The sequence below is a fragment of the Bradyrhizobium sp. SZCCHNR1017 genome (assembly GCF_032381375.1).
Classification (GTDB): domain Bacteria; phylum Pseudomonadota; class Alphaproteobacteria; order Rhizobiales; family Xanthobacteraceae; genus Bradyrhizobium.
On record NZ_JAUHIR010000009.1, the window covers coordinates 154509 to 180924 of the forward strand.

General features: G+C 60.7%; 25 protein-coding genes and 1 pseudogene. 10 read left to right on the forward strand and 16 right to left on the reverse strand.

The features are described from left to right. Positions 1 to 44 precede the first annotated feature (44 nt). Positions 45 to 1370, forward strand: coding sequence for a 4Fe-4S binding protein (locus QW863_RS22385; protein ID WP_315714221.1), 1326 nt, complete (start codon positions 45 to 47; stop codon positions 1368 to 1370). A gap of 37 nt (positions 1371 to 1407) precedes the next feature. On the opposite strand, the gene QW863_RS22390 is transcribed toward QW863_RS22385, so the two are convergent. Further along, complete coding sequence (locus QW863_RS22390; RefSeq protein ID WP_315714220.1) at positions 1408 to 2442, reverse strand: NAD(P)H-binding protein; 1035 nt, start codon at positions 2440 to 2442, stop codon at positions 1408 to 1410. 66 nt (positions 2443 to 2508) lie between these two features. Then, positions 2509 to 3099 (reverse strand): TetR/AcrR family transcriptional regulator, encoded by a 591-nt coding sequence (locus QW863_RS22395; RefSeq protein WP_315714219.1) that lies wholly within the window; start codon positions 3097 to 3099, stop codon positions 2509 to 2511. 117 nt (positions 3100 to 3216) lie between these two features. On the opposite strand from QW863_RS22395, the gene QW863_RS22400 reads away from it, so the two are divergent. Beyond that, positions 3217 to 4002: an oxidoreductase gene (locus QW863_RS22400; RefSeq protein WP_315714218.1), complete on the forward strand. Its 786-nt coding sequence runs from the start codon at positions 3217 to 3219 to the stop codon at positions 4000 to 4002. 113 nt (positions 4003 to 4115) lie between these two features. Further along, a complete protein-coding gene (locus QW863_RS22405) occupies positions 4116 to 5210 on the forward strand; it encodes an alkene reductase (RefSeq protein ID WP_315714217.1) in 1095 nt (364 codons plus the stop codon). Between the two features lie 49 nt (positions 5211 to 5259). On the opposite strand, the gene QW863_RS22410 is transcribed toward QW863_RS22405, so the two are convergent. Further along, complete coding sequence (locus QW863_RS22410) at positions 5260 to 5880, reverse strand: TetR/AcrR family transcriptional regulator (RefSeq protein WP_315714216.1); 621 nt, start codon at positions 5878 to 5880, stop codon at positions 5260 to 5262. A gap of 219 nt (positions 5881 to 6099) precedes the next feature. Between QW863_RS22410 and QW863_RS22415 the strand changes: the two genes are divergently transcribed. Next, complete coding sequence (locus tag QW863_RS22415; protein WP_315714215.1) at positions 6100 to 7296, forward strand: acetyl-CoA C-acyltransferase; 1197 nt, start codon at positions 6100 to 6102, stop codon at positions 7294 to 7296. A 103-nt stretch (positions 7297 to 7399) separates the two neighbouring features. On the opposite strand, the gene QW863_RS22420 is transcribed toward QW863_RS22415, so the two are convergent. After that, positions 7400 to 7894 carry a helix-turn-helix domain-containing protein gene (locus tag QW863_RS22420; protein ID WP_315714214.1) on the reverse strand — a complete coding sequence of 165 codons (495 nt, stop codon included), beginning with the start codon at positions 7892 to 7894 and terminating at the stop codon, positions 7400 to 7402. Between the two features lie 161 nt (positions 7895 to 8055). On the opposite strand from QW863_RS22420, the gene QW863_RS22425 reads away from it, so the two are divergent. Genes QW863_RS22425 through fabF form a run of 4 tightly spaced genes read left to right on the forward strand, consistent with a single transcriptional unit; the run spans position 8056 to position 13043 of the window. Continuing rightward, complete coding sequence (locus tag QW863_RS22425) at positions 8056 to 8547, forward strand: (2Fe-2S)-binding protein (RefSeq protein ID WP_315714213.1); 492 nt, start codon at positions 8056 to 8058, stop codon at positions 8545 to 8547. Continuing rightward, on the forward strand, positions 8544 to 10916 hold the full coding sequence (locus QW863_RS22430; protein WP_315714212.1) for a xanthine dehydrogenase family protein molybdopterin-binding subunit: 2373 nt from the start codon (positions 8544 to 8546) through the stop codon (positions 10914 to 10916). Before QW863_RS22425 ends, QW863_RS22430 begins: the two co-directional genes overlap by 4 nt. After that, positions 10913 to 11767 carry a xanthine dehydrogenase family protein subunit M gene (locus QW863_RS22435; RefSeq protein WP_315714211.1) on the forward strand — a complete coding sequence of 285 codons (855 nt, stop codon included), beginning with the start codon at positions 10913 to 10915 and terminating at the stop codon, positions 11765 to 11767. Before QW863_RS22430 ends, QW863_RS22435 begins: the two co-directional genes overlap by 4 nt. 13 nt (positions 11768 to 11780) lie before the next feature. Beyond that, positions 11781 to 13043, forward strand: coding sequence for a beta-ketoacyl-ACP synthase II (fabF, locus tag QW863_RS22440; protein WP_315714210.1), 1263 nt, complete (start codon positions 11781 to 11783; stop codon positions 13041 to 13043). A gap of 83 nt (positions 13044 to 13126) precedes the next feature. On the opposite strand, the gene QW863_RS22445 is transcribed toward fabF, so the two are convergent. The 11 genes and pseudogenes from QW863_RS22445 to QW863_RS22495 form a co-directional block, all read right to left on the reverse strand. Further along, entirely contained in the window at positions 13127 to 13675 is a 549-nt protein-coding gene (locus tag QW863_RS22445; RefSeq protein ID WP_315768661.1) for a helix-turn-helix domain-containing protein, read from the reverse strand. 109 nt (positions 13676 to 13784) lie between these two features. Beyond that, positions 13785 to 15050 carry a CoA transferase gene (locus QW863_RS22450; RefSeq protein WP_315714208.1) on the reverse strand — a complete coding sequence of 422 codons (1266 nt, stop codon included), beginning with the start codon at positions 15048 to 15050 and terminating at the stop codon, positions 13785 to 13787. 1 nt (position 15051) lies between these two features. Beyond that, positions 15052 to 15849, reverse strand: a complete 798-nt coding sequence (locus QW863_RS22455; protein ID WP_315714207.1) for an enoyl-CoA hydratase/isomerase family protein — start codon at positions 15847 to 15849, stop codon at positions 15052 to 15054. Between the two features lie 99 nt (positions 15850 to 15948). Continuing rightward, positions 15949 to 16455: pseudogene (locus QW863_RS36020) on the reverse strand (fumarylacetoacetate hydrolase family protein); the annotation flags it as partial. 106 nt (positions 16456 to 16561) lie between these two features. Continuing rightward, a complete protein-coding gene (locus QW863_RS22465; RefSeq protein ID WP_315714205.1) occupies positions 16562 to 17272 on the reverse strand; it encodes an SDR family NAD(P)-dependent oxidoreductase in 711 nt (236 codons plus the stop codon). Next, the gene (locus QW863_RS22470; protein WP_315714204.1) at positions 17269 to 18099 is read right to left on the reverse strand and encodes an enoyl-CoA hydratase-related protein; all 831 of its coding nucleotides are present in this window, start codon (positions 18097 to 18099) and stop codon (positions 17269 to 17271) included. The genes QW863_RS22465 and QW863_RS22470 overlap by 4 nt, the downstream gene beginning before the upstream one ends. Positions 18100 to 18164: 65 nt before the next feature. Then, positions 18165 to 19169 carry a nitronate monooxygenase family protein gene (locus QW863_RS22475; RefSeq protein ID WP_315714203.1) on the reverse strand — a complete coding sequence of 335 codons (1005 nt, stop codon included), beginning with the start codon at positions 19167 to 19169 and terminating at the stop codon, positions 18165 to 18167. A gap of 19 nt (positions 19170 to 19188) precedes the next feature. After that, on the reverse strand, positions 19189 to 20373 hold the full coding sequence (locus tag QW863_RS22480; RefSeq protein WP_315714202.1) for an acetyl-CoA C-acyltransferase: 1185 nt from the start codon (positions 20371 to 20373) through the stop codon (positions 19189 to 19191). Between the two features lie 14 nt (positions 20374 to 20387). Beyond that, positions 20388 to 21527, reverse strand: coding sequence for an acyl-CoA dehydrogenase family protein (locus QW863_RS22485; RefSeq protein WP_315714201.1), 1140 nt, complete (start codon positions 21525 to 21527; stop codon positions 20388 to 20390). Between the two features lie 24 nt (positions 21528 to 21551). Then, positions 21552 to 22733 carry an acyl-CoA dehydrogenase family protein gene (locus tag QW863_RS22490; RefSeq protein ID WP_315714200.1) on the reverse strand — a complete coding sequence of 394 codons (1182 nt, stop codon included), beginning with the start codon at positions 22731 to 22733 and terminating at the stop codon, positions 21552 to 21554. Between the two features lie 12 nt (positions 22734 to 22745). After that, positions 22746 to 23483 (reverse strand): SDR family oxidoreductase, encoded by a 738-nt coding sequence (locus QW863_RS22495; RefSeq protein WP_315714199.1) that lies wholly within the window; start codon positions 23481 to 23483, stop codon positions 22746 to 22748. Between the two features lie 240 nt (positions 23484 to 23723). Between QW863_RS22495 and QW863_RS22500 the strand changes: the two genes are divergently transcribed. Further along, positions 23724 to 24467, forward strand: coding sequence for an SDR family NAD(P)-dependent oxidoreductase (locus QW863_RS22500; RefSeq protein WP_315714198.1), 744 nt, complete (start codon positions 23724 to 23726; stop codon positions 24465 to 24467). A gap of 10 nt (positions 24468 to 24477) precedes the next feature. Then, positions 24478 to 25155, forward strand: coding sequence for a glutathione S-transferase family protein (locus tag QW863_RS22505; protein ID WP_315714390.1), 678 nt, complete (start codon positions 24478 to 24480; stop codon positions 25153 to 25155). On the opposite strand, the gene QW863_RS22510 is transcribed toward QW863_RS22505, so the two are convergent. Continuing rightward, positions 25152 to 26351 (reverse strand): CoA transferase, encoded by a 1200-nt coding sequence (locus tag QW863_RS22510; protein ID WP_315714389.1) that lies wholly within the window; start codon positions 26349 to 26351, stop codon positions 25152 to 25154. The genes QW863_RS22505 and QW863_RS22510 overlap by 4 nt on opposite strands. Between the last annotated feature and the right edge of the window lie 65 nt (positions 26352 to 26416).

A 26416-nucleotide genomic window follows, 5' to 3' on the forward strand; every position in this document is an offset into this window, starting at 1 on the left:
CTTCCCAGTCGGAATGACACTCGACGCATCTGAGGAGACGAAAATTGACCATTGAGGATCATCCGACGGTAAAGGCCTTTCGGTCGCGCAGCCTGGCCCGGACCGACGCGGCGCCGCTGTCGGCGGAGCTCGTCAAGAGGATCGCGATGAGCTGTGGAGCGGACGATGTCGGGCTGGTCGAGATTGGCCGTCCGGCAATCAGTCCCCAAGTCGACTACATCCGAAAGGTCTATGGCCGCACGAAGTCCTTGATGGCGATCGCATGTCATATGAATCGCGAGCCGGTACGCTCTCCCACTCGCTCGGTGGCTAATGAGGAATTTCATGGAACCTATGACCATGTGAACGAGACTTCGCGCGCAATTGTCCGCGCCCTGGCGGAGCACGGCATCGCGGCCTGCAATTCGGTTGCCGCATTTCCCATGGAGATGGACCAGGCACGCATCATGATGGTGCAGCACAAGCCGGTCGCCGTCGAGGCCGGGCTGGGTCGCATGGGGATTCATCGCAACATCATCCACCCGAAATTTGGCAGCTTCATCCTGCTTGGAACGATCTTGCTGGCGGACGAGATCGATGCCTATGACCAGCCGATCGACTATAATCCTTGCTTGGAATGCCGACTATGTGTCGGAGCTTGCCCCGTCGGCGCGATAAAGCACGATGGGTACTTCGATTTTCAGACCTGCTTCACGCACAACTACCACGATTTTCTCGGAAACTTTACCAAATGGGTCGAAGAGGTTGCGGACTCGCGTGATGCGAAGGACTACAGGTCCCGCGTGAGCCCTTCCGAGACTCAGAGCATTTGGCAATCTCTCTCATTCAAGCCCGGGTACAAGGCTGCATATTGCGTATCGGTCTGCCCGGCTGGCGAGGATGTAATCGGACCATATCTTGATGACCGGGTGTCCTATGTGAATGATGTGGTCAAACCTCTGCTCGAGAAAGAAGAGACGCTGTTCGTGATTCCTGGATCGGACGCCGAGGAGAGTGCGCCACGACGGTTCCCGAATAAGACGATCCGGCATGTGCGCGCAGGACGTCCGATCGGAAGCGTTCAGGCGTACCTCTTTACACTGAGGCTCGGCTTCCAGCGTGGAAAGGCAAAGAAGCTCGATCTGGTCACTCATTGGACCTTTACGGGAAAAACTCCGTTCCAAGGGACAGTGCGCATCAACGACAAGATTCTGGATGTAACGCCCGGAACCCATGCCGGCGACGCCCGGCTTTCGATCACGGCCGATAGCGAGGCATGGCTCCGAGTGCTTAGCCGCGATCTCGAGCTTGCGGAGGCGATCGAGTCGCGGCTCATCGTTCCAAGCGATGCAGATCTGTTCGCCGCCTATATGCGCTGCTTTCCATTCTAGGGCTTTCAGGTCCGGAGTTTTGAGCGAGGCAAAGCCGCTATGCCTGCAAGACACGGGTCGGGTTCAGATCCTTCACTTCGCGGTGCTGCAGATGGTTTGGCGTCCCCCTCTCGAAGCGCCACGCCTCCTTTTCAATGACCTTCCTGAATGTGGTGGCCGGCCGGCCGAGCAGCTTCTCGACGTCCTGCGTTACCTCGGCAATATACCGATCACCGCCATTTTGCATGCACAGGTTTTCCAGATGCAACGCAGGATGCTCAGCGATATGAGGCATGAGCTTACGCATACGTTGCCGAAACTCTTCCATCGTCGTCGGCAGGTATTCGATCTTTCGACCGAGCGCCGCCGAGTAATCCTCGGCAAACCCGTACATGTCCTTTCGTTCCGGCCCCGTCAACTCGTAGGACTTCCCAGCGTGGCCGGCTGGGTCAGCTAACACCTCAATACAGACATCAGCGACGTCGGCCGTTGCCACCGGCGCGGTCTTTCCCAGGCCGAATGGCAGACGGATCGTGCCGTCCTCCTTGATGGTCATAGCCGGCACCCACAGTGTGATTGGGTTCTCGACGAACATCGCCGCCTGGATATGAACGATCGGCAGGCCTGACCAATCGAGGGCTCGCTCGCCCGCCCAATGCGCCCTTTGCTGGGGCGACCACTGGACGTCCACGCCCAGCACGGCGATGCGCTCCGCGTCCGGCGCCGACATGGTCTCGAGCGTCATGTGACATTGCTCATAGTCCGACATGTTGACGAATATCTCGGTGCCTCCTTCCTTCTTGGCCGCTGCGGCCATTAAGATGGTGGCATCGGCGTAGGACGGGTTCAGGCTCATGCTGAAATAGATGCGCCGCACACCCTTGACGGCCTGCGTGACGTCACGCGGATTTAGGAGATCGCCCACGAACACCTCGGCTCCCATGTCGCGCAAACTCTGCGCCCGCTCGTCATTTTTCCGCACGAACGCACGGACGGGAAGGCCGCGGTGCAGCAGGCCGCGAACAATGGTTCGGCCAACCGAGCCGGTTTGTCCACCGGCGCTCGTCACCAGAATTGGCGCCTTGCTCTTCATACTCGTGTCCTCCCTGATCTCGATCGTTTACTTGGTCTGATTATCTGAAAGCCGGACGGGACAAGCTCAGCGCTCTTGTTGAGGTACGAGCGCGAGCGCATTTGCTGCATGAATGCCAGCCGCAAGTATCGCATCCGACATCGACGAGTCTTCGGCGGCACGAGCAAGCTGGAGAGAGCCGACGAGTACAGCGAAAATTCCGATTGCGGCCTCTTGCGCGGCGCGGCTGGACGTTTTCCGCGGCAATCGCCTCTTTAGCTGCTCGAATATTTCGCGCAATCTAGCTGTGTAGGCCTTTCGGACGGATCGAGGTTGGCGACCGATCTCTGGAAGCAGTGCAGCCGAGGCGCATCCAACGTCCGGCCGATCGCGATGCTCCGCAGACAGGTAAGACCGGATCAGCGTGCTCAGTTCCCCGGGGACAACGTCGGCTTCGCTCAGTCGCCGCAACTGCTCGTCCAGCGCCCGCTCAAGCCCTTCCCGAACGAGATCGCTTTTCGAGCCGAAGTGAGAATAGAAGCCGCCATTCGTAAGGCCCGCCTCGGACATAATTCCCGTCATTCCAGTCGCCGCAATGCCTTGGCGCCGGAATTTCCTTGCGGCGACCTTCAGTATCCGCTCGTGCGAACTATCCTTGTGCCCCTTGGCATACCGCATGCAGGCCCTCCGAACGAACAGCCTATTGTATGATGTAAATCATGTGATATGTATACCTTAATCTAACCTAGGGTTCAACTGCGTCAACGGAGAGCTTCTGTGCGACAGGACGGAAAAGTGGCGATTGTGACCGGGGCTTCGACGGGAATCGGGCTGTCCTCCGCAAGAGCATTGCGCGAGGCGGGATTCCGGGTGTTCGGGACCAGCCGACGAGCTGCCGCGAGCGATCCTGAGATGCTAAGCTGCGATGTGACGGACGACGCCTCGGTGAAAGCGGCCGTCGACAAGGTACTGGCTGCGACCGGCAGGATCGATGTTCTGGTGAACAACGCAGGCTTCGGCTTGCTGGGCGGGGCCGAAGAATCCTCGGCCGATCAGGCCAAGGCCTTGTTCGACGTGAACGTCTTCGGAGTGATGCGCATGACAAATGCGGTCCTCCCGACCATGCGAGATCGAAAAGCCGGACGGATCATCAACATTAGTTCGGTCTTGGGATTGATACCTGCGCCGTTTTCCGCCCTCTATTCTTCTACGAAGCATGCCATCGAGGGTTACTCCGAATCTCTCGACCACGAAGTGCGGATCTTTGGCGTTCGCGTTTGCCTGCTTGAGCCGGCCTATACCCGCACCTCGTTTGAGCAGAACATGGTGCTTCCGGACCGGAACCTGAAGGAATATGTGTCGGCGCGAACCCGAGCCAGCGCGCTGCTACGCGATGTGATGAATACAGCCGAGAGTCCCGAGGTTGTTGCCGAGAAGGTGATTTTGGCCGCGACAACGCCATCACCTCGTCGGCGATACACCTGCGGAAAGGTTGCGCGCCAGGTGAGCATCCTTCGTCGTTTTGTGCCTGAAGGAATGTTCGACAAAAGCCTTCGCAAGCAGATGGGGCTGCCGGGGTGATCCCGTCGAAACAGTCGATCGCGAGCGATTTCCACGATCGCCGCGACAGGATGTTTGAACCTCCCGATCAACAACTTCGCGCGAACGCCTTGCAACCGCATTCCGGAGGCTAAATGCCGTCGCTGTTTGACCCCGTAACTATTGGCGATCTGCATCTGCCGAACCGGGTCATCATGGCCCCGCTGACCAGGCTACGCGCAGGCCAGAGCCGGATCCCCAATGCGATCATGGCGGAGTATTACGCGCAGAGGGCTTCGGCGGGTCTGATCATCACAGAAGGTGTTCCTGTTTCGCCTCAGGCAGTGGGCTATGCCGGCGTTCCCGGCATTTGGTCGGCAGACCACGTCGAGGGCTGGAAAGCCGTTACACGCGCGGTGAAGGCACGTGGGGGGCGGATTTTCATGCAGATCTGGCACGTCGGCCGGATCTCCGATCCAATATTCCTGGATGGTCAGGCGCCGGTCGGCCCCAGCCCGATCGCCGCGAAAGGCAACGTCAGCCTTGTCCGTCCGGAACGGGCTTTCAGCGTGCCGCGCCCGCTTACGACAGAAGAAGTCTTGGAGGTTGTCGAAGCATTTCGCAATGCTGCCAAGTTTGCCCAGATAGCTGGCTTCGATGGCGTGGAGCTACACGGCGCGAATGGGTATTTGCTGGACCAATTCCTCCAAGATAGCTCCAACCAAAGGACGGATCGGTACGGAGGCTCAATCGAAAGCCGCGCCAGGCTCTTGCTCGAGGCCACAGATGCTGCAGTGTCGGTATGGGGACCCGACCGGGTGGGAATGCATCTTGCGCCTCGGGCTGACGTGCATTCCATGGGCGACTCCGACCGTGCCTCGACGTTCGGATACGTGGCAGCTGAACTCGGACGGCGCGGCATCGCCTTCATCTGCGCTCGCGAGCGCTTGGGACCCGACAGCTTGGGACCGTCTCTCAAGGCCGCCTTCGGCGGAAAGTATATTGCAAATGAAGGTTTCACTGCGGAAACCGCCCAGGCGGTTCTCGATGCGGGTTGGGCCGATGCGGTTGCCTTCGGAAAGGCATTCATTGCCAATCCGGATCTGCCTAAGCGCTTGGCGCTCGGCGCGCCGCTCAATCAGCCCCGCCCCGAAACTTTCTACGGTCCGGATGCCCACGGTTATACCGACTATCCTACACTACCGAAATCTCCGGAGAACGTGGGGCGCGAAGATCCGGCGAAAACATAGGAGCGGGCCTCACCGAGCACCTCGGTGTGGAACAGAGGCGCCATCACGATCATTTTTTTTGAACTAAGCTCCTGGCCGCGCGGTCGGACCGTCGAGCACCAAGTTCACCAATGATCTCTCGACCGGCCCCAAGAATATGGTCAGAAGCCGCTTTGCTGTTGACAGCACGGGCGAGCAGAATTGAACCTACCATGGTCGAGATGATGCCTGTGGCGATCTGGCGTGCCTCTTGAGAAGAAGCGCCGGAATTTAGCTCAGCTAGGACGTCGACCATTTGATCCAGCTTACGCTCAAAGCTCCGGCGTGCCCGCGCTTCTGATCGCCCGATGTCGGCGGCGAGCGCCGGAAGCGCGCAACCGTGCGTGGGATCGTCACGGTGGCGAGGACTGAGGTAATCGGCAACGATCGCATCAACGCACGTCGGGACAGCGCTCCCATTCGTCAGCCGCTTCCAGCGCTCGATAGTCTGATCCATTGCAAAGCCGGTTGCTTCAGCAACGAGAGCCGCACGGGACGCGAAATAGTTATAGAAGCCGCCATGTGTCAGACCGACGAGCTGCATAAAATCGACAACGCTGAGCGCTTCGGCACCTTTCTTGCGCAGACCGTAGGAGGCATTCTCGACGATCCGGTCGCGGGTCTGACGCTTATGATCTTTCACGTAACGCATCGTGCTTCATCCGATTTGCAGAAGATCTGCTGGGCGGCTCATCAGACACCAAACGCCCCATGGCCGGCCGCTCCGATTCCAGCCGACATCTAAGCATCGGCGCCGGCGTTTCAGTCCTGGATTTTGCGCCATGCCTCCCCGCAACATTTCATTGCAAGATGAGCCAAATTATATGATTATCGTCATACAAACAACACCGCTTGTCGGGGAGATTTCACCATGTCCGCAGTCACCGATCCCGTTGTCATTCTTTCGGCCGTACGCACGCCTTTGGGACGTTTCATGGGTGAGTTGTCGCCGCTCTCGGCACATAAGCTCGGCTCTCACGCGATCGCGGCAGCGCTGGAGCGTGCCAAGCTCGCGCCGGAGCGGATCGACGAGGTCTTCATGGGTAACGTGCTGCCGGCCGGCCAGGGGCAGGCGCCGGCCCGCCAGGCTGCGCGCGGCGCCAGACTGCCTGATGCGACCGGGGCCACCACGATCAACAAGGTTTGCGGCTCCGGCATGAAGGCGACCATGCTCGGCCACGACATCATCAATGCGGGCTCTGCCGCCATCGTGCTGTCCGGTGGCATGGAGAGCATGAGCAACGCGCCATATCTGCTGGCAAAGGCGCGCGCCGGCTATCGGGCCGGCCACGACCGGATCATCGACCACATGTTGATGGACGGCCTGGAAGATGCCTATGAGACCGGCCGTTCGATGGGTGACTTCGGCGAGGCCACGGCCGAAGCCTATCAGTTCACCCGCAAGGACCAAGACGCCTATGCGATGGAGACGCTGATCCGAGCACGCAAGGCCGTGGAAAGCGGCGCGTTCAAGGCCGAAATCGCACCGATCACTCTGGCCGAAAAAGCAGGGCCGCGCGTCATCGCCAATGACGAGCATCCGCTGAAGGTAGACCCTGCCAAGATCCCAGGCTTGAAGGCGGCGTTCCGCGCCAACGGCACCATCACGCCTGCCGCCTCCTCGGCGAACGCGGACGGAGCCGCCGCCCTGATCCTGGCGAAGCGCTCGCTCGTCGATCGCGAGGGACTGCCGGCGCTGGCGGAAATCAGGGGCCACGCCACCCATAGCCAAGAACCGCAATGGTTCACCACCGCGCCGATCCCGGCGATCCGCAAGCTCCTGGACAAGGTCGGCTGGAGCGTCGGCGACGTCGACCTGTTTGAAATCAACGAAGCCTTTGCGGTGGTGGCGATGGCCGCGCAGAAGGACCTCGGCATTCCCCGCGAAAAGCTCAACGTCCATGGTGGCGCCTGCGCGCTCGGCCACCCGATCGGCGCCACCGGCGCGCGATTGATCGTGACGCTGCTGCATGCGCTGGAAGCGCAGAACCTCAAACGCGGCGTCGCCGCACTCTGCATCGGCGGCGGTGAAGCCACTGCAATCGCCGTCCAGCGCATCGTTCGCTAGTCGAGGCCAGCTCGCAAAAAGAACTTGGCAAGCGGCCCACATGGTGTCGCTTGCCGATTTTCTATCGGGAAGCTCACCCCCGGTCCACCTTCTGCAATCCGAATCATCGCTGGTCGAACTTGGCGAGCCGCCACCGAACAAGGTCGTCAGCCCCTGGTCCGGCCAACGGCCGGACATCCCTCATGCGCACCAATTCTCCCGACTTGTCATCGACAAGAGCGAGCTTAACCGGACGTCCGCTGTTCTTGTTGATGAATTTGAGCGGCGGACCCGCATCCCCCGTAATCGCCCACTTGTCCCCGACCTGGGCAAGCGCCTGGATCACCAGGATAATGTCCCTGCCCTTTCGGGTCAGAAGGTATTCGTAGCGTTCAGGGCCGGTCTGATACCGACGCCGCTCGAGCAGTTCATTTTCTTCGAGATGCTTGAGCCGATCGGACAGGGTGGCATGTGTGACGCCGGTCGACTTCCTCAACTCGTCATATCTGCTCAATCCCAGTGACAGATCGCGCAGGATGAGCATGGCCCAGCGGTCACCGACAGCGTTCAATACGCCGGCGATCGAGCACGCCATTCCTTCAAAGCCCTTCGAGCGCATCATCCCTCCTAACAACACTTCTCAGCAGAATAATCATGCTCGGGACGCCATCCAAGCGCCAAGCCGCGAACATCGACAAGAAATGTCTTGCATTTTTGTCACTCTTATTATTAGAGTGACTATTGGATAACAAAAACCGCGCGCCGATCCCAGGAGGATAAATGCCCGACCCTCACAGCCGGCACTTGGTGACATTCGAGATAAACGGATCGCGCAAGACGGTTTTCGTTGAAGCGCGAAAGTTGCTGGTCCATCTGATCCGGGAGGATCTTGGCCTCACCGGCACCCATGTCGGCTGCGACACCTCCCAATGCGGTGCCTGCACCGTCGAAATCGATGGACTGGCGGTCAAATCCTGCACGGTACTGGCCGTGACGGCGGACGGCGCGTCGATCACCACGGTCGAGGGATTGACCGATCCCGGTGGCGAACTCAGCGCTGTTCAGGCCGCCTTTCACGAACATCACGCGCTGCAATGCGGCTTCTGTACGCCGGGCATGGTGATGAGCGTACGGCAGCTCCTGAGGGATCATCCCAATCCCGGCGAGCACGACATCCGCCATGGACTTGCCGGCAATATCTGCCGCTGCACCGGCTATCACAACATTGTCCGCGCCGTTGAAAGCCTCGCAGCGAAGGAGCAGCAGCCTTGAACGACACGCCTGCGATCCGCCATATCGGTCGGCCCTTAAAGCGGCGCGAAGATTTCAAGCTGCTCGCTGGCAAGGGCCGCTACGTCGATGACGTCAGGCTGCCGGGCATGCTGCACATGGCGGTACTGCGATCGCCGCACGCCCACGCCGAGATTAGAAGCGTCGATCTCTCTGCAGCAAAAGCCGCACCAGGGGTTCGCTTGGTCCTTTCCGGGATGGCGCTCGCCGGCAAGATTGGCCCGATTGTTCCGAACTGGGTTCTTCCGGGCAGCAAGGTGCCGTTCCGCCCTGTAGTCGCGACCGACCGCGTCCGCTTTGTCGGCGAATGCGTAGCGCTGGTAGTGGCGGAAACGTTGGCCGAAGCCTACGACGCCGTCGGGCTGATCGACGTCGGTTACGAAGTGCTGCCTGCCGTGATCGACGAAGAGACCGCAATCCGGCAGGACGTGCCGCAACTTCATGACAACGTTCCCGGCAACATCACTACGATCTACAAGGTGCGTGGCGGCGACTACCAGAAGGCCGCCCACGAGGCCGATCAGGTCATCGGACTGCGCGTCGTCAACAACCGCCTGATCCCGACCTGCATGGAAACGCGCGCGATCGTTGCCACGCCGGAGCCAGACGGGACGCTGACGGTCTATATTGGCAGCCAAGTTCCGCACATGCACCGGCGCTGGATCGCCGAGACGGTTCGTATTCCCGAGCATCAGTTGCGGGTGATCGCGCCTGATATCGGAGGTGGGTTTGGCGCCAAAATGCACCTCTACCCTGAAGACTTGCTCTGCCCCTATCTCGCACGCGAGCTCGGCGTGCCAGTCAAATGGTGGGAAAGCCGCTCCGAAAGCCATCAATCGACCAGCCACGGTCGCGCGCACACGGAGAATATCGAGATCGCGTTCAAAAACGACGGCAATATCCTGGGCCTGAAAGTCGAAACCCTTGGTAATGTCGGCGCCTATCTGTCGAACATGGCGAGCGGCGGTCCCACCGTGAACACCGTCAACTTCGGTACCGGAACCTATAAGATCGATAACTACGAGGCGATATCCCGAGTCGTTGTCACCAATACGGTGCCGGTGGATGCCTATCGCGGCTATGGACGGCCAGAGGGCGCCTATATCGCCGAGCGGGCGATCGATGCGGTCGCGCGTCACCTTCATCTCGACCAAGTCGAGGTGCGGCGGAAGAATTTCGTTCAAGCAGCGGAATTTCCGTATCGACCGTATGGCAGCACGGGCGTGATGTACGACAGCGGTAATTATCAGGGACTGCTCGACAAGGCGCTTGCCGCCTTCGACTACGAAGGGCGCCGAAAGGAATGTGATGCCTTGCGTGCCAACGGTGTCTATCGCGGCGTCGGCATCGCCGCCTATACGCATATGTGTGGCATGGCGCCGTCGCGGCGGCTGGCGCTCAGCGGATTTGATCGCGGCGGCTGGGAAAGTGCGCGGGTCAGCATCGATTCCAGCGGCCGGGCGACGATCTATTCAGGCTCGATGAACCAGGGTCAGGGCCATATCACGTCGCTGTCGCAGATTGCCGCGGACGTGCTGCAGATTCCCGTTGAGGACATCGACATCGTGCAGGGGGACACGCGGCAAGTGCAGGCCGGCCACGGCACGTTCAATTCCCGCTCGATGGCGGTCGGCGGATCCAGTGTGCATGTATGCTCGCAGCGCGTCGTGGCCAAAGCAAAGAAGATCGCGGCGAGCATGCTGGAAGTGGATGAGAAGGACGTTTCCTATTCCGCCGGTGCGTTCAGCGTGCCTGGCACGGATATCGCGCCGTTAACGTTCTCGAAGGTGGCCCGCATGGCTTATGTCGGCCACAAGCTGCCGGATGGCGTTACACCGGGCCTGGACGAAACGGAGTTTTACGACCCAACCGGTATGGGCTCGCCGTCAGGCGTCCACCTCACCTACGTCGAGGTCGATCCTGAGACTGGCATCGTCGACATTCTCGACTATGTCGCGGTTGACGACGTCGGCACCCTGATCAATCCACGTCTCGCGGCGGGCCAGATTCATGGTGGCGTCGTGCAGGGCATCGCGCAGGCGCTCTATGAAGAGGTCAGCTACGATCCAGACAATGGACAACTCCTGACCGGCTCGCTGCTCGACTATGCCGTTCCGCGCGCCGAGCACGTGCCGAACATCCGCTCGCAGTTCCAGGAGACGCCCTCGCCGACCAATCCGATTGGCGTCAAGGGCATCGGCGAGAGTGGCTCGATCGCGGCGCCCCCCTGCATGGTCCACGCCGTACTCGATGCGTTGTCACCGTTCGGTATCAAACATCTCGATATGCCGCTGACGCCGCCGCGAATCTGGAAGGCGGTACAAGAGGCGAGCTCGGGAGAACTCCAATGATCCCGGCAGCCTTCAACTATGTCCGCGCGGCTTCGCTCGCCCAGGCCATCGATCTGCTACGGGAAGATCCCGACGGAACGAAGCTCCTGGCCGGTGGCCATACCTTGCTTCCGGCCCTGAAGCTGCGGCTGGCGTCGCCCGAACTTCTGATCGATATCGGAGGCATCACCGAGCTCAAGGGCATCGAGATCGGCAAAGCCGGAGTCAGGATCGGCGCGCTGACGCGGCATGCCGACCTGCTTGCATCAGAGACGCTGTTCGAGGAATTGCCCATCTTTCGCCAGGCGGCGAGTCTGATAGCCGATCCCCAGGTGCGTAACCGTGGCACGATCGGCGGCTCGCTTGCGAATGCCGATCCGGCAGCTGACTGGCCGGCGGTCGTCGTCGCGCTGAAGGCAGAGATCGAGATCGCTGGCGCGAACGGCCACAGACGGGTCGCGGCGCAGGATTTCTTTGTCGATATCTTTTCTACTGTGCTGGAACCGGACGAGGTTCTCACCAGCATTCATATCCCGCGGCCGACAGCCGGCATGCGCTTCATATACCGAAAGATCCGGCATCCCGCGAGCGGCTTTGCTGTCGTGGGCATTGCGGTCGGCGTGCGCATGCGAGACGGCGTGGTGGCCGAGGTCTCCCTCGGCGTGACAGGCGCGGCGAACCACGCTTTCGCCGGCCAGGCCGCTGCCGATTTCCTGACCGGAAAGACATTGTCGCGGGAGAATATCGACCAGGCGGCCACATTGCTGAGCGAGACCACCGAATGCCTCTCGGATCGCTACGCTTCGGCGGAGTATCGGGCGAATCTGATCCGGACCGAGACCAGACGCGCGCTACTTGCGCTTTCCTCGTGAGACGGAATCCGTGATGCGCCGAGTCGTCGTTACGGGATTGGGATTGGTATCGCCGGTGGGTTGCGGCAGCGAGCTGGCGTGGTCACGGCTGCTCGCGGCCCGTTCGGGGCTTGCCGCCCTTCCCGAGTGGGCGGCGGCCCTGCCGGCGCGGGTCGCAGGAATGGTGCCGACAAGGGCCAAAGATCAAGAGGGCGGATTCGATCCGGATCTGACCGTCGCGCCTAAGGATCAGCGAAGGATGGATCGCTTCATCCTGTTCGCGCTTGCCGCCGCGGCCGAGGCCATTGCCCAGGCGGAATGGACTCCGTCCGACGCGCATTCGCTTGAGCGCACGGCGACAGTGATCGCTTCCGGCATCGGAGGCTTTCCGGCGATCGTGGAAGCGGTCCGCACCACAGACCAGCGCGGGGTCCGGCGTCTCTCGCCTTTCACCGTGCCGTCCTTTCTCGCAAATCTCGCGGCTGGCCACATCTCGATCCGCTACGGCTTCAAGGGTCCCATCGGCGCGCCGGTCACCGCCTGCGCCGCGAGCGTGCAGGCAATCGGCGATGCCGCACGCCTGATCCGATCTGGAGAAGCCGACGCCGCGGTTTGCGGCGGTTCGGAAGCCTGCATCGATCTCGTGAGCCTGGGCGGGTTCGCCGCTGCGCGTGCGCTTTCGACCGGCTTCAATGAAACGCCCGCCCGCGCTTCCCGTCCCTTCGACCGTGATCGCGACGGCTTTGTCATGGGCGAAGGCGCGGGCGTCCTGGTCATAGAAGAGCTGGAGCATGCGATCCGCCGCGGCGCAAAGCCGATTGCGGAAATCGTCGGCTACGGAACGACGGCAGATGCGTACCACATCACGTCAGGGCCCGAGGACGGCGACGGTGCGCGCCGCGCCATGGAAGGCGCATTGCGGCAGGCCGGCCTCAAACCCGGTGACGTCCAGCACCTCAACGCGCATTCCACGTCAACGCCAGTTGGCGATGTTTCCGAACTGGAGGCGATCAAGGCGGTCTTCGGCCGCGAGGGGCAGATTGCCGTGAGTGCCACCAAATCCGCAACTGGCCATCTGCTCGGAGCGGCCGGCGGAGCGGAAGCAATCTTCACGATTCTGGCGCTGCGCGATCAAGTCGCGCCACCTACTCTCAATCTCGAAACTTGCGATGCCGCCGCGGCAGGTGTCGACCTTGTCGCCGGTCAGGCCCGGCCCATGACGATGGAGCATGCGATCTCCAACGGTTTCGGCTTTGGAGGCGTCAACGCGAGCATCATTTTTCGGCGCTGGCAGTAGAGCGGGGTTCAGCTCCGGTAAAAGCGGAGCGGGCCACGGCTGCTGCGTTCTCCCGGCCGCCTCAGCCGCATCTTGGCAAGCCGCTACTTCCGCTTTCGTCTTTGGGCGCTTGCCCTCACACCAGCCGAGGCTTCCGCAGAAGCCGTGCCACCAAATCGCTTGCGATTGAAGGGAACGGCGCCCGAGCCCGGCACCACTTCGACGTCCTCGAGCCGCAGGGGCTTGCCGCTGGACGTCCGCAGTACGGGAAATTCAATCGGGCGCCCAGCGACACGATCGCGGAAGACGACCTGCGGTCCCTCAGGCTCTGCGAGCCAATCATCGCCCCACTTCTTGAGAGCCAGGTAGGCCGGAAAGAAAGCGCGCCCCTTCTCGGTCAGCACGTACTCGTATCGTCCGGAATGTTCGGGCAGCGGCACGCGCGTCATCACACCAGCATCGACGAACTTCTTCAAGCGATTGCTCAAGATATTGGGAGCAATACCAATGTAGTGTTCGAACTCATCGAACCGCTTCACGCCATAATAGGCTTCACGGAGAATCAGGATGGACCAGCGGTCGCCGACCACCTCCATGGCACGAGCCATGGAGCATTCCTTATTGGCAAGACGGCTCTGCTTCGCACCGGACATCGTTTTCCTAGCTTCGAATTCAGCTCATACCATATTGAGCGGAATCCCAGTATGTCCAGTGCCAGCTAGGGGGTTGCAAACCTTCGCAGCCGAATGGTTCTCTCGGATCTCAGGCCGCACGGCCCGACTCGGCCGGCGGTTTGACGCCAATCTCGGGCTCCAGAGCGCGGGGATGCGTGACCAGCACACCCGCTTCGCTCAAGCGTCTCAGTTCCTCCTGGCTCACGCCCAGTTCGCTGAACACCTCGAAATTGTGCTCTCCCTGGAACGCAGGTGCTCCGATCGGCTTCAACTCCTCCGCCGAGAACCGCCACGGCCGACCCGGCAGTCGATATTCGCCGCCGCTGCGGTCCGGCACGTGCTGCACTGCGCCCCAATAATCGCTCCATTCCGACGCGCTTAGTTCCTTGATCGAGCGGATCTCGCCCATCGCGATCTTGGCTTCGTCGAATTGGGCATCGAGCGTCGCCATGTCGGGGAAGGTCAAGATCCACGACTGGATCATCTGGTGCAGCACACCGAAATTCAAGCGACGCGCGGCCGCGCTCGCAAAGCGCGGGTCGTCCATCAAATCCACGCGACGCATCGCGCGCAGCCAGGATGGGAAGGTCCGGCTGCCGACAATGCTCGTCGCAACCGTGAAATGCTCTCCATTAGGTCCGGTAAAGAATGAGCAGTCCGTCGCGCCGAGCACGGCGGGCTCGGCTCCAATATCATCGTCGGAAAGATCGACATGTGCACGTTCGTTGACCGCGAGCAGTGTCGCAGCCATCGCGACATCGATATATTGGCCCTGACCTGTCCTTTGGCGGCTATTCAGCGCGCCAAGAATCGCGATGGTGGCCTGCAGGCCGGCGTAGACGTCCGCGTGCGAGAGGCTGTCCGTGCGCGGTTCAGTCAACGCCTCTCCATAGTGACGAATGCTGTTTTCGGTGAAGCCGGCCTCGGCCTGCACGGTCGGCGCATAGGCCATCCGGCTGCGCCAGGGTCCGCCCTGGCCATAGCCGGTGATCGAGGCATATACCAATCGCGGATTGCGCTTGGACAGGGTTTCATAATCAAGGCCGAAGAAACCAAGCGTGCCCGCGCGGAAGTTTTCCACGACGACATCGGCGGTATCGCAGAGCTTCAGTGCGAGTTCATAAGCACCGGGAACATTGAGATTGATGCTGACGTTGCGTTTACCGGCGTTCTGCTGCGCGTAATAGCCCGACATCCCGTCGGTTGAGGGAAACGCGAAGCGTGAGACGTCCGGGCTTGGCGGCTCCACCTTGATGACCTCGGCACCGAGATCCTGCAAGGTTCGCGCGCATAAGGGGCCTGCCAACACACGGGAGAAGTCGACGACACGGATTCCGTTGAGAGGACCGCCCATGTCAGCGCCCCGCGAACTTGGCGAGACCCGGGCCGTTCTTGCGGAATGACGCAAGACCGGTTTTCAGATCTTCCGATGCCCAGATCGGCGCCTGCACTCTTGCCATCGCCTCGTCTGCCGCCACCACACCGTCGTTGACCGCAATATGCACTAGCTCCTTGGTCGCCGCGTGCGCTACCGTCGGCCCCTGCGCGAACTCCTCCGCGATAGACATCGTCGCCTTTTCCAAGGATTCCTCGGGCACGGTAAGATTAATCAGGCCCCACTTCTCCAATGTCGGCGCATCGTAGCGCCGTGCCAACATCGACATCTCTTTGGCTCGCTGTGCCCCGATCCGCTGAACTTGCCGCTGGATTCCGCCAAGTAGCGGATGCAACCCAAGCGTCGCCTCGACCGAGCCGATCTTTGCTGACGAAGCTGCGATGACATAGTCGCATGACAGCGCGAGCTCGAGCCCGCCGCCGAGGCAAACGCCATGAACGCTGGCGATCAACGGAATCGGCAATAATTCCATGAAGCGGAGGAACTCGACCCCGCTCAGCAGCCGATTTTCACCGCTCTGATCAGATGTGCCCTCCGCTACGCGCTTGTCAAAGATGTCCAGGTCGGCGCCGGCAGAAAAGTGGCGCAATCCGCTCCGGATCACGATGGCACGGCTACCCGCCTTTCGCGATGCTTCCACCTGCTCCACGATAGCGTTGATGAGCTTCGGGCCGAGCAGATTGTACGGCCGGTAAACCATCGTCAAAACGGAGATATTGCCACGCTCCTCGCGCGCAACCATCGCTTCCTCGGACAAAGTTGCCTCCTGTTTTCCGGCCCCTCACCTGCAGATGCACACTCCGGCTCTTGCAGGCACAATACATGATGACTTGCGTTTTGCAAGTCGTCATCGATATCAACCAGTCCGGCGTTCCACGCGGTTCTTCAGGATGCCGATCTTCTCGACTTCGAGCTCAATGCCCTCTCCATGCTCGAGGTACCACCGAGTTCGAGGCCGCAGCCATTGCCAACCGTGTCAGACTCGATGAACTCGCCGGGCATCAACGTCTCATCCAGGGTGACGTGTGCAATGATTTCCTCGAATGAGAAAAGCACGCCTTCGCTGGTACCTTGAGAACGAAGTTCTCAGTTCACGCGAGCTTCCATCCTGAGTTTGTAGGAGTCGTCAATTTCGTCATGCGTGACGATCCAGGGTCCCCAACACATTGCCCCCATCAAAGCTTTTACCCTTGGCCGGCCCGAGCCGGCCTGCCATCTCTATGAGCTGGGCATCTCGCGCGGAAAAACCATTGAAAATCGTGTAGCCAAATATGTGATCGCGCGCCTTCGCAGCCATGTTCGCGCCTTTACGCTTAGTGACGAATCCGAACGCCAGTTCGTAGTCCATCACCTTCCTGCACCGTGAAGCGGAGCATAGGCCACGGCTTGCAATTGCACGTCATGACGCTGAGAAATTTCAGGTGGCCACGGGCCCGCCTCCCATGAATGAGGCACCGGCTTGACGGCGATCACCACCTTTCCTGGGAGGTACGGACATCAACTTCAAACGACCATGCTCGCAGTGATTGCCGGTAGAGGAACGCAAATGCGTCGACTATGCCCTCGATACTGACCAGGCTGTTCTCCCGCTGGGCTGCGTCGGGTATGCGCTTGAAGATCTTGTCACCGGCGATGGCTCCGTCGACAACGACGTGCCCTACATGGATCCCTTCGCTGGCATATTCCTTTGCCATGGCCTGCGCGAGAATCCGCAAGCCAGCTTTCGCCGAATTGAACGCGCCATACCCCGCTTTTCCGCGCAGCGAAGCACTGGCGCCGGTAAACAAAAGCGTGCCGGCCTTGTTCGGCAGCATGCGGCGAACGGCCTCGCGGCCAAACAGGAACCCACCGAAGCAGACGACACGCCAGCTTTGCTCGAAGTACCCCGCTTCCATCTCCAGAATACGCCCGGGTGTGTTGTTGCCCGCATTATAGATCGCCAGATCGAGTTCATCGCCGGCTCTGTCGAACATTGCGACTACATCGGCTTCGTTCGTCGCATCCGCCACTATCGGGAGAGCCTGTCCGCCCGATGAGGTAATGTCATTTGCGATCGTCTCGAGCGCGAGTTTCGTACGGCCGGCGACTATCACCCTCAAACCTTCAGCGGCGAATCTCTTGCACAACTGGGCCCCCAGTCCCCGCTCTGGGCCCACTCCGATGACAATTGCTGTCTTCATGGAATGCCTCGAAAATCAGGCGCGCGCTTCTCGATGAACGCCTTTACGGCTTCAGCATGCTGTGCAGTCTCCGCCGCCATGACCATGTTTTTGGCTTCATGGTCCAGCGATGTCACAAAATCTGTCGACAGCGCCAGATCGAGATTGTCTTTGATCGCTGCATACGCATGGGCCGGACCATTCGCGAGTGTTCTTGCGATGACAAACGCTTCGCTTAGCAGATCTGCATCGGGTACTACACGGTTGACAAGGCCCAACGCCTCGCAGCGGCGGGCATCGATCCGTTCTGACAAATACATCAGCTCTCGCGCGCGCGCCGTTCCGGCCAACCGGGTCAGCAGCCAGGAAATTCCGTAGTCTCCGGTCAATGCAATCTTGGCATAACCAGTAGTCATTAAGGCAGATTCGGAGGCAATCCGGATATCGCAAGCAAGCGCGATGGCAAGGCCGGCGCCGGCGGCCGGCCCCGGAAGCGCCGCGATCGTTGGCTTGCGGAGAGAAACAAGCGCCCCGGTCAGCGTCCGCTGCCCTTCCATCAGGCGTACGACCTTGTCTCCATAGGCCATGGGCCTCGTGGACGACTTTGTGCCCATACCCTTGACATCACCGCCGGAGCAAAACGCGGTGCCGGCGCCGGTGATCAGCAGAGCGCCGACATCAGGATCGCTGCCAGTCTGCCTGATCATCCGGCGCAGCGCCGGCGTCAAATGGTCCGATAGTGAATTCCGCGCTTCGGGCCGGTTCAGCGTGATAATGGCAACGCGATCTCGGACCGAGCAGAGTAGTTCGTCCGTTCCGGTGTCAATCGAAATTGATCCATCGGTCATGATACGCAGCCTCCCGGCCCAGGACCATCAGCAATCCGCCACCTCGTTAGCGGACGTCTGTCGCCTCAAGCCCTCTTTCGGGCGGAATTTTCGTCGGCGTCGAGGAAGCCGGTTAGTCGCTGACGGATGATCGCATCCGCATCGGTCATGATGCGATCGATCAGTTCCTTCACCGTTGGAATGTCATGGATGAGGCCGACGACCATGCCGCAGCTCCAGGCCCCGGCATCCATGTCGCCATCGATCATGACCCTGGGGTAGACGCCCGCGACCTGGTCGAGGATGTCCTCGATCTTCAGGCTCTTGCCCTTTTCACGCTCGATCTCCAGCAGGCGATCGACGCCCTTGTTCTTCAACACACGCTCGGTGTTGCGCAAGTTGCGCATTACAAGGCGGGTGTCGAGTTCGGTAGCTTCCAACAGCGCGTTCTTGACGTTGTCGTGCACCGGCGCTTCCTTGGTAGCGATGAAACGCGTGCCCATATTGATGCCTGCCGCGCCCATCGCCAGCGCCGCGACCAGGCTGCGGGCATCCGCCATGCCGCCCGAGGCCACGAATGGGATCGACAACTCATCGGCGGCGCGCGGCAACAGGATCATGTTGGGCATGTCGTCTTCGCCGGGATGACCGCCGCATTCGAAACCGTCGACGCTGACGGCGTCGCACCCGATTTCCTGGGCTTTGAGCGAATGCCGGACGGACGTGCACTTGTGGATCACCTTGATGCCAGCCGCCTTGAGCGCTGGCATGTATTGCTCGGGACTGCGGCCCGCGGTCTCGACGGCCCTGACGCCGCCTTCGGCGATGGCTTGAATGTATTCGGGATAGGGTGGCGCCGAAAAGGTCGGCAGGAAGGTGAGGTTTACGCCGAACGGCTTGTCCGTCATATCGCGGCAGCGCGCGATCTCCTTGGCCAACAGCTCCGGCGTCTTCTGCGTCAAGCCGGTGATGATGCCAAGGCCGCCGGCGTTGGACACCGCTGCAGCCAGTTCGGCAAAGCCGACATAATGCATGCCGCCCTGAATAATCGGATGCTGGATGCCAAATAGTTCAGTGATAGCTGTCTTCACGTAAGCCTCCAGTTTCCGATCAGTGCACGATCTCGAAAAGTCCGGCCGCGCCCATACCGCCGCCGATGCACATCGTCACCACGCCGAATTTCGCTTTGCGGCGCCGGCCCTCGATCAGGATATGGCCGGCCAGTCGCGAGCCCGTCATGCCATAGGGGTGGCCGATGGCGATCGCCCCACCGTTGACGTTCAATTTGTCCGGATCAATGCCCAGCTTGTCGCGGCAGTAGATCACCTGAACCGCATAGGCCTCGTTCAGCTCCCACAGATCGATATCGTCGATTCGCAAGCCGTGCCGTTTCAGCAAGCGAGGGATCGCGGCCACCGGCCCGACACCCATCTCGTCGGGCTCGACACCCGCGGCGACGAAGCCGCGGAAAATGCCAAGCGGCCGGATTCCCTTCTTTGCAGCAATCTTGTCGCTCATGATTACGCAAGCCGACGCGCCATCGGAGAGCTGGCTGGCATTGCCGGCGCTGATGGTCTTGCCTTCGAACACCGGCTTGATTTTGGCCAAGCCCTCGGCCGTGGTCTCCGGGCGCGGACCTTCGTCTTGTGCCAGGGTAACCTCCTGGTAGGAGATCTCCTTGGTGTCCTTGTCGACGACAGCCATTTTCGTCGTGATCGGAACGATCTCGTCACTGAAGCGCCCACCCTGCAGCGCGGCTCCGACGCGACGCTGGCAGTCGAGCGAATATTCATCCTGGCGGTCGCGCCCGATCTTGTAGCGCTCGGCGACCACTTCGGCGGTCTCCAGCATCGACATGTACATTTCCGGCTTCATCGCCATCAAATCGGCGTCGACAGCGTGAAACTTGTTCATATACTCGTTCTGGACGAGGCTGATGGATTCGATGCCGCCTCCGATGGCGACATCGACGCCGTCAAGCATGATCGAGCGCGCGGCGACCGCGATGGCCTGCAAGCCGGATGCGCATTGCCGATCAATGGTCGTGCCGGCAACCGTCACCGGCAATCCGGCACGGATCGCGCCTTTGCGAGCGACGTTCATAACCATGGTGCCCTGCTGCATCGCGCAACCCATCACGATGTCCTCGACTTCGCCGGGCTCGATCTTGGCGCGCCTGACGGCTTCCGCGATCACATGGCCCGCCATGGTCGGTCCGTCGGTGTTGTTCAACGCCCCGCGGTAGGCCTTCCCGACCCCGGTGCGCGCGGTCGATACGATGACTGCTTCTGTCATATTTTGCCTCTGATTTAAGCGGCCGCATCGGTCTGCGCATAGCGCAGAACATGGAATGCGGGATCGCCGTACTGGATGTTGATGGAAGAAATCCGCTTGAAGTAGTGGCCGACATTGAGCTCGTCGCTCATGCCCATGCCGCCATGCAGTTGCACGGCCTGATCGGCCACGAATCTAGCGGCGTAGCCGACCTTTGCCTTGGCTCCCGACGCCAGTCTCGATAGGCCCGATTCGTTTGCCGCCAGACCTAAGTTGAGATGCTGCATCAGGGACACCGCTTCCTGATGCGCGATGAACATGTCTACCATCCGATGCTGCAAAACCTGGAAGGTGCCGAGCGCCACGCCGAACTGCTTTCGCGTCTTGGTGTATTCCAGCGTCGCCGAGTTCAATTCGGCCATCGCGCCGACGGCCTCGGCACACAGCGCGCCAATGACGCGTTCGGAAATCGCCTCTAGCGCGCCAGCGCCCCCTCCTTCTTCGCCTAGCAAGCTATCGTTGCCGACGCGCACGTCCTTGAGGCTGACCTCGGCCGCTCGGCGGCCGTCGATCGTCTTGAAGCCTTGCAGGTGAAGATTGGCGGCGCGACGATCAACGATGAACAGACTGACGCCTTCCGAATCGAGACGGTGGCCCGAGGTGCGTGCTGAGACGATCAGGTAATCCGCCCAGGGGGCCGCGATCGCGACCGCCTTTTCGCCGTTCAGGACATAGTCACTACCTTCGCGGCGCGCCGTTGTGGTGACGTCAGCGAAATCGTAGCGCGAGCCCTTTTCGGCCCAGGCCAGCGCCCAGATTGATTTCCCGGAGATGATGTTGGGAATGAACTGATCCCTCTGTGCAGGCGAGGCTTCACTCTCGATCAGGCCGCCGGCCAGAACGACCGTCTCCAAAAATGGCTCGACCACGAGGTGACGGCCGAATTCCTGCATCACGATCATGGTCGCCAGGGGGCCACCGCCGAGGCCGCCCGCATCCTCCGAAAAAGGTGCGGCAAGCAGGCCGAGTTCGGCGAACGAGGCCCAGTGCTTGCGACTGAAGCCTTCTTCGCTGGCTACGATCTTGCGACGCGCTTCGAAGTCGTATCGATCCCGCAGAAGCCGCTGCACGCTGGACCGCAATAGTGCCTGCTCTTCTGTGAACTGAATATCCATCCGATCCCCCGTACTCCGCTCGGCCTAAAGTCCGAGCACGGCCTTGGCGATGATGTTGCGCTGGATCTCGTTCGATCCGCCGTAGATTGAGAGCTTGCGTGAATTCAGGTACTTCTCGGACGCAGTATGACCGTAGGCCGGGCCCGGCATGAAGCGGTTGGCACTGACGGGATGCTCCCGGATCGCCAGACCGTAATTACCGATTGCCCGGTGCGTCAGCTCGGTGATGTTCTGGAAGATCTCCGTACCCCGAATCTTGAACAACGACGCGGCGGCGCCTGGATCGATCCCGCGGGCCATTTGTGCCACCACGCGAAGCTCGGTTGCTTCCAAGGCCAACACGTCCAGCTCGATCCGTGCGATATCCCGTACGAATTCGAGATACGTCGGATCTTCTTCGGGAATCTCGGCCTTCACGATTTGCTTCAGCCGATCCAGGTAGCGCGTCGAACGGCCGATGCCGGCCATACTGGTGCGCTCGTTTCCGAGCAGGAATTTTGCGTAGGTCCAGCCCTTATTCTCCTCACCGATCAGGTTTTCGATCGGAACGCGGACATTTTCCAGGAAGACGTCATTGACCTCGTGGCTGCCGTCGATGGTGATGATCGGGCGCACGGTCACGCCGGGCGATTTCATATCGATCAGGAGAAAGGATATGCCGGCCTGCGGTTTAGCCGCCGGGTCGGTCCGCACCAGGCAAAAGATCCAGTCGGCGTGCTGCGCCAGCGTCGTCCAGGTCTTGTGGCCGTTGACGACGTAATGGTCGCCATCACGTACGGCCTTGGTTCTGACCGACGCAAGGTCCGATCCTGAGCCGGGCTCCGAATAGCCCTGACACCACCAGTCCTCGCCGGAGAGAATGCGCGGCAGGAATTTCTCCTTCTGCGCCTTGCTACCGAAAGTGTAGATGACGGGCCCGACCATGGTGACGCTGAATGCCAAAGGCGGCAGCGTCCCGGCTCGGCTGGTTTCCTGCTCGAAGATGAAGCGCTGCGTGATCGACCAGCCGGGCCCACCATATTCCTTCGGCCACAGCGGCGCGATCCAGCCCTTCTTGTAGAGGATGCGATGCCAAAGGAGCGTCTGCTCCTTGGTCAGGTCAGTCTCCGGGTTCGGCACCCGCATTTCCTGCGGATAGTGCTCCACGATGAATGCACGCACTTCATCGCGGAAAGCAGCATCCTCTTTCGAAAGCTTAAGCTCCATCGAAAGGCCTCGTTACCACTTTTCGCCGAACGGTCGAATTTCCATCTCGAACGTCCACGCGCTGCGGGGCTGTTGATAGAGCTGCCAATACGATTCTGCGACGGAGGCTGGGGGCATCAGCAGGTCGGGATTGTCCAGTGCATTCGGCCCAAGCGCCTCGATCCGTCTCTGGCGAACCCATTCGGTATCGACGCCGGAATCGATGACGAGGTGCGCGACGTGGATGTTCTTGGGGCCCAATTCGCGCGCGATCGCCTGCGCAACCGCGCGAAGGCCAAACTTTGCGCTGGCGAACGCCGCATAGCCCGTTCCGCCGCGGAGACTGGCGGTCGCGCCTGTGAAGAAGATGTTGCCCTTGCCGCGGGGCAGCATCAGCCGCGCGGCTTCGCGCCCCGCGAGAAAACCGGAATAGCACGCCATTTCCCAAACTTTGCGGAACACCCGTTCAGTGGTGTCGAGAATGGGAAAATTGACATTGGCGCCGATGTTGAAGATGCAGACCTCGAGCGGAGCGTGCTTGTCGGCATCGCCGAGGAATGAAACGATCTCATCTTCCTTGCGCGCGTCGAGCGAACGCGCATGAATCTCGCCCCCTGCCTTCTCGATTTCCTTGACCAAGGGCTCCAGCTTGTCGCCGTTGCGGCGACCGGCGAAGACCGTGAAGCCTTCCGAAGCAAATTTCTTCGCGATCTCGGCACCGATATAGTCACCGGCGCCGATCACAGCGACGGTCGCGCTCCGCTTTTGCATGGCTTTTCCTCCGATCAGGCTAGATCTGGCGTCTTTGGCTTAGCGCCGGCAGCCCGCTCACTCACCGCATCTAACGACGATTGAACGTTCTTTTTTAGAACTAGTCAATCGACATTTTCAGATTGATTTATCTGGCCTGTGCATCGAAACTGGTTCTATCACTCGCATACGTCGTTTACAGCATCGTCGACACAGTCTATTTAAACCGTTTCAAATAAGAACTGATCGGGAGGAATCGAGATGGCGAGAGCCCGCGGAGTGGCGATACTTGTCGGCGCTGGCGACGCGATCGGGGCGGCCGTCGCCCGCCGCTTTGCGAAGGGCGGATATACCGTTTGTATCTGCAGGCGGGAGGCAGCAAAATCGCAGGCGCTTGTGGCGGAGCTGAGAGCGGCGGGTCACAGGATTCACGCCTTTAGTGTCGATGCTCGCCAGGAATCCGGGGTTCAGGAAATATTCGCGCGCATCGAGAAGGAGATCGGGCCAATCGAGGTCTGCCTTTTCAACGCCGGATCGAACGTCAACAAGCCTTTACTGGAGACAACCGAGAAGCTGTTCTCTAAAGCGTGGGAACTCGCCTGTTACGCCGGATTTCTGGTCGGCCGCGAGGCCGCACGCTACATGGTATCGCGCGGTCGGGGCAGCATCCTGTTCACCGGCGCGACCGCCAGCCTCCGCGGCGGAACGGGCTATGCGGCCTTCGCCAGCGCGAAATTCGGTCTACGCGCTGTCGCGCAGTCAATGGCCCGGGAATTGGGCCCAAAAAATATCCACGTGGTGCACCTCATTATCGATGCCGGCGTCGACAGCCCGGCGATCCATGCCCGCATGAAGGCGGCTAAAGGCATGGAGGCGAGCGAGATTCCACCGGATAGCCTGACGAAAACATCATCGATCGCGGAAGCCTATTGGTTCGCGCACGGGCAGACGAGAGATGGCTGGACACATGAACTCGACCTCCGTCCTTCCGCGGAGAAATGGTGAGATGGACACCATGCCGAATCTGACGCTGTGGGGAGCAGGCACCAGCCGGACCGTACGGGCGCACTGGGCGATGTACGAGCTCGATCTCGCCTACACGAGCAAGCCGATCGGGCCGCGTACTGGGGAAACCAAGACGGCGGAATATACCGCGCTCAATCCGCGGCAGAAGGTCCCGCTGCTACAGGACGGCGATTTCTGCATCGGCGAGAGTGCCGCTATCGTCGCGTACCTGTCACGCACTTACTCCACGCGGGACCGGGCGCTGATCCCAGAAAAGCAGCGCGACTATGCTGCCTGGCTGGAATGGTGCTTCTTCATCGTTGCAGAGCTTGATTCCACTAGCCTCTATGTAATGCGGCGCCATCGGGCAGATGGGCTTGGCACCATCTACGGCATTGCTCCCGAAGTCGTCGCCAGGGCAGGCGAGTATTTCCGCGAGCAATTGCGCCATGTGGAGGTCGCGCTTGCCGATGGACGCCGATACCTGATGGGCGATCAGTTCACCAGCGCCGATATCCTGCTGACCACGTGTCTCGAATGGGCGATCACCTATGAGGTGGGCGTCTGCGATAACGCCCTGCCCTATCTGGAGCGCATCCACGCCCGGCCTGCCTATCGGCTCGGCCAGGAAGCTAACATTCCGCTCGTTCCAATTACGCCGGTGCTGCCAAAAGCTCCGCCGGCTTAACCCGAGATCCGGACCGATTTTTCGGTCGCCATCTTCTCGATTGCGGCATTGTCATAGCCGAGCGCACCCAGGATCTCGCGCGAATGCTCGCCGATTCGGGGGGCAGGGCCACCGATCGCAGCCGGATTGACTTCGAAGCGAGCGGCCGGCTTGGGCTGTCGAATGCGACCAACACTGGGCTGGTCCAACTCGGCAATGAGATCGCGCGCAATCACCTGCTCGTTGTGAATGATCTCCCCACGGCGCAGGATCGGCGCGCAGGGGACGTCCGCTGCATCGAGCCGTTCCAGCCATTCGGCGGTGTTGTGCTGCGCGATGTATTCAGCCATCTTGTTGATGCGAGCAGTCGCATTGACGGAACGCGCCGCCGGCGTCGCAAAACGTGGGTCGGTGCCAAGCTCCGGATCACCTGTCGCCCGACAAAACCCCTGCCATTCCGAATCCGAGATAGTACCGCAAGTGATGTAGCCGTCGCTGGTCTTGAACACGAGGTCGGGGCGATCATTGGGATCGGCCGCAGCAGCCTCGGCGCCCACCACAGTGTATTGCATCATACCTTCTGGCCAGAGGTAGGAGATCATTGCATCCAGCATCGCGACCTGGATGTGATCCCCTCGTCCGGTCTTCTCTCGCGCATAGAGCGCTGCTGCAACCGCTTGTGCCGTCATGACGGCCGTGGTCTTGTCGCAAACGATGGTTCTGATCATCTGTGGCCGGTTGGTCACGGGCTGCGACTGGATGTCGGCGAACCCCGAGAGACCCTGAATGATCGGATCGTAGACGCGCTTCTTGACATAAGGGCCGGTTTCGCCGACGCCGCTGATGGAAACGTAAATCAGCCGCGGATAGCGGCCGCGCAACTCGGCGGCCCCGAGCCCGAGGCGTTCCATCGTGCCGGGCCGAAAATTCTGCACCAGCACGTCGGATTGCGCGACAAGTTTGGCAAGCACCTCGCGACCGGCTTCGCTCTTGACGTCGAGCGCAAGCGAACGCTTGCCACGGTTTGATGAGATGAACAACGCCGAGAACTCACCGCGCTTGTCGATGGTGGCGCGGCTGCGGCGGGTGATGTCGCCACCAATGGGCTCGATCTTGATCACGTCGGCGCCCTGGTCGGCCAAAAACATCGTCGCGAACGGACCTGATACCACACCGGTCAGATCGAGCACACGAACTCCGCTAAGCGGCCCTGGCATGACGTTTCCCCTCTCCTGGCTGGTTCTTCCGGCCATTACGCCAACTCCTTCGGCCAGGCGCATTA

Excerpts from the sequence above, each read along its gene's own strand:
- QW863_RS22500 (WP_315714198.1), top strand. The coding sequence starts at position 23,724 with ATGGCGAGAGCCCGCGGAGTGGCGATACTTGTCGGCGCTGGCGACGCG.
- QW863_RS22410 (WP_315714216.1), bottom strand. The coding sequence starts at position 5,880 with ATGCGTTACGTGAAAGATCATAAGCGTCAGACCCGCGACCGGATCGTC.
- QW863_RS22485 (WP_315714201.1), bottom strand. The coding sequence starts at position 21,527 with ATGGATATTCAGTTCACAGAAGAGCAGGCACTATTGCGGTCCAGCGTG.
- QW863_RS22510 (WP_315714389.1), bottom strand. The coding sequence starts at position 26,351 with ATGCCAGGGCCGCTTAGCGGAGTTCGTGTGCTCGATCTGACCGGTGTG.
- QW863_RS22405 (WP_315714217.1), top strand. The coding sequence starts at position 4,116 with ATGCCGTCGCTGTTTGACCCCGTAACTATTGGCGATCTGCATCTGCCG.
- QW863_RS22465 (WP_315714205.1), bottom strand. The coding sequence starts at position 17,272 with ATGAAGACAGCAATTGTCATCGGAGTGGGCCCAGAGCGGGGACTGGGG.
- QW863_RS22445 (WP_315768661.1), bottom strand. The coding sequence starts at position 13,675 with ATGTCCGGTGCGAAGCAGAGCCGTCTTGCCAATAAGGAATGCTCCATG.
- QW863_RS22495 (WP_315714199.1), bottom strand. The coding sequence starts at position 23,483 with ATGCAAAAGCGGAGCGCGACCGTCGCTGTGATCGGCGCCGGTGACTAT.
- QW863_RS22435 (WP_315714211.1), top strand. The coding sequence starts at position 10,913 with ATGATCCCGGCAGCCTTCAACTATGTCCGCGCGGCTTCGCTCGCCCAG.
- QW863_RS22480 (WP_315714202.1), bottom strand. The coding sequence starts at position 20,373 with ATGACAGAAGCAGTCATCGTATCGACCGCGCGCACCGGGGTCGGGAAG.
- QW863_RS22420 (WP_315714214.1), bottom strand. The coding sequence starts at position 7,894 with ATGCGCTCGAAGGGCTTTGAAGGAATGGCGTGCTCGATCGCCGGCGTA.
- QW863_RS22470 (WP_315714204.1), bottom strand. The coding sequence starts at position 18,099 with ATGACCGATGGATCAATTTCGATTGACACCGGAACGGACGAACTACTC.
- QW863_RS22395 (WP_315714219.1), bottom strand. The coding sequence starts at position 3,099 with ATGCGGTATGCCAAGGGGCACAAGGATAGTTCGCACGAGCGGATACTG.
- QW863_RS22390 (WP_315714220.1), bottom strand. The coding sequence starts at position 2,442 with ATGAAGAGCAAGGCGCCAATTCTGGTGACGAGCGCCGGTGGACAAACC.
- fabF (WP_315714210.1), top strand. The coding sequence starts at position 11,781 with ATGCGCCGAGTCGTCGTTACGGGATTGGGATTGGTATCGCCGGTGGGT.
- QW863_RS22425 (WP_315714213.1), top strand. The coding sequence starts at position 8,056 with ATGCCCGACCCTCACAGCCGGCACTTGGTGACATTCGAGATAAACGGA.
- QW863_RS22415 (WP_315714215.1), top strand. The coding sequence starts at position 6,100 with ATGTCCGCAGTCACCGATCCCGTTGTCATTCTTTCGGCCGTACGCACG.
- QW863_RS22490 (WP_315714200.1), bottom strand. The coding sequence starts at position 22,733 with ATGGAGCTTAAGCTTTCGAAAGAGGATGCTGCTTTCCGCGATGAAGTG.
- QW863_RS22505 (WP_315714390.1), top strand. The coding sequence starts at position 24,478 with ATGCCGAATCTGACGCTGTGGGGAGCAGGCACCAGCCGGACCGTACGG.
- QW863_RS22450 (WP_315714208.1), bottom strand. The coding sequence starts at position 15,050 with ATGGGCGGTCCTCTCAACGGAATCCGTGTCGTCGACTTCTCCCGTGTG.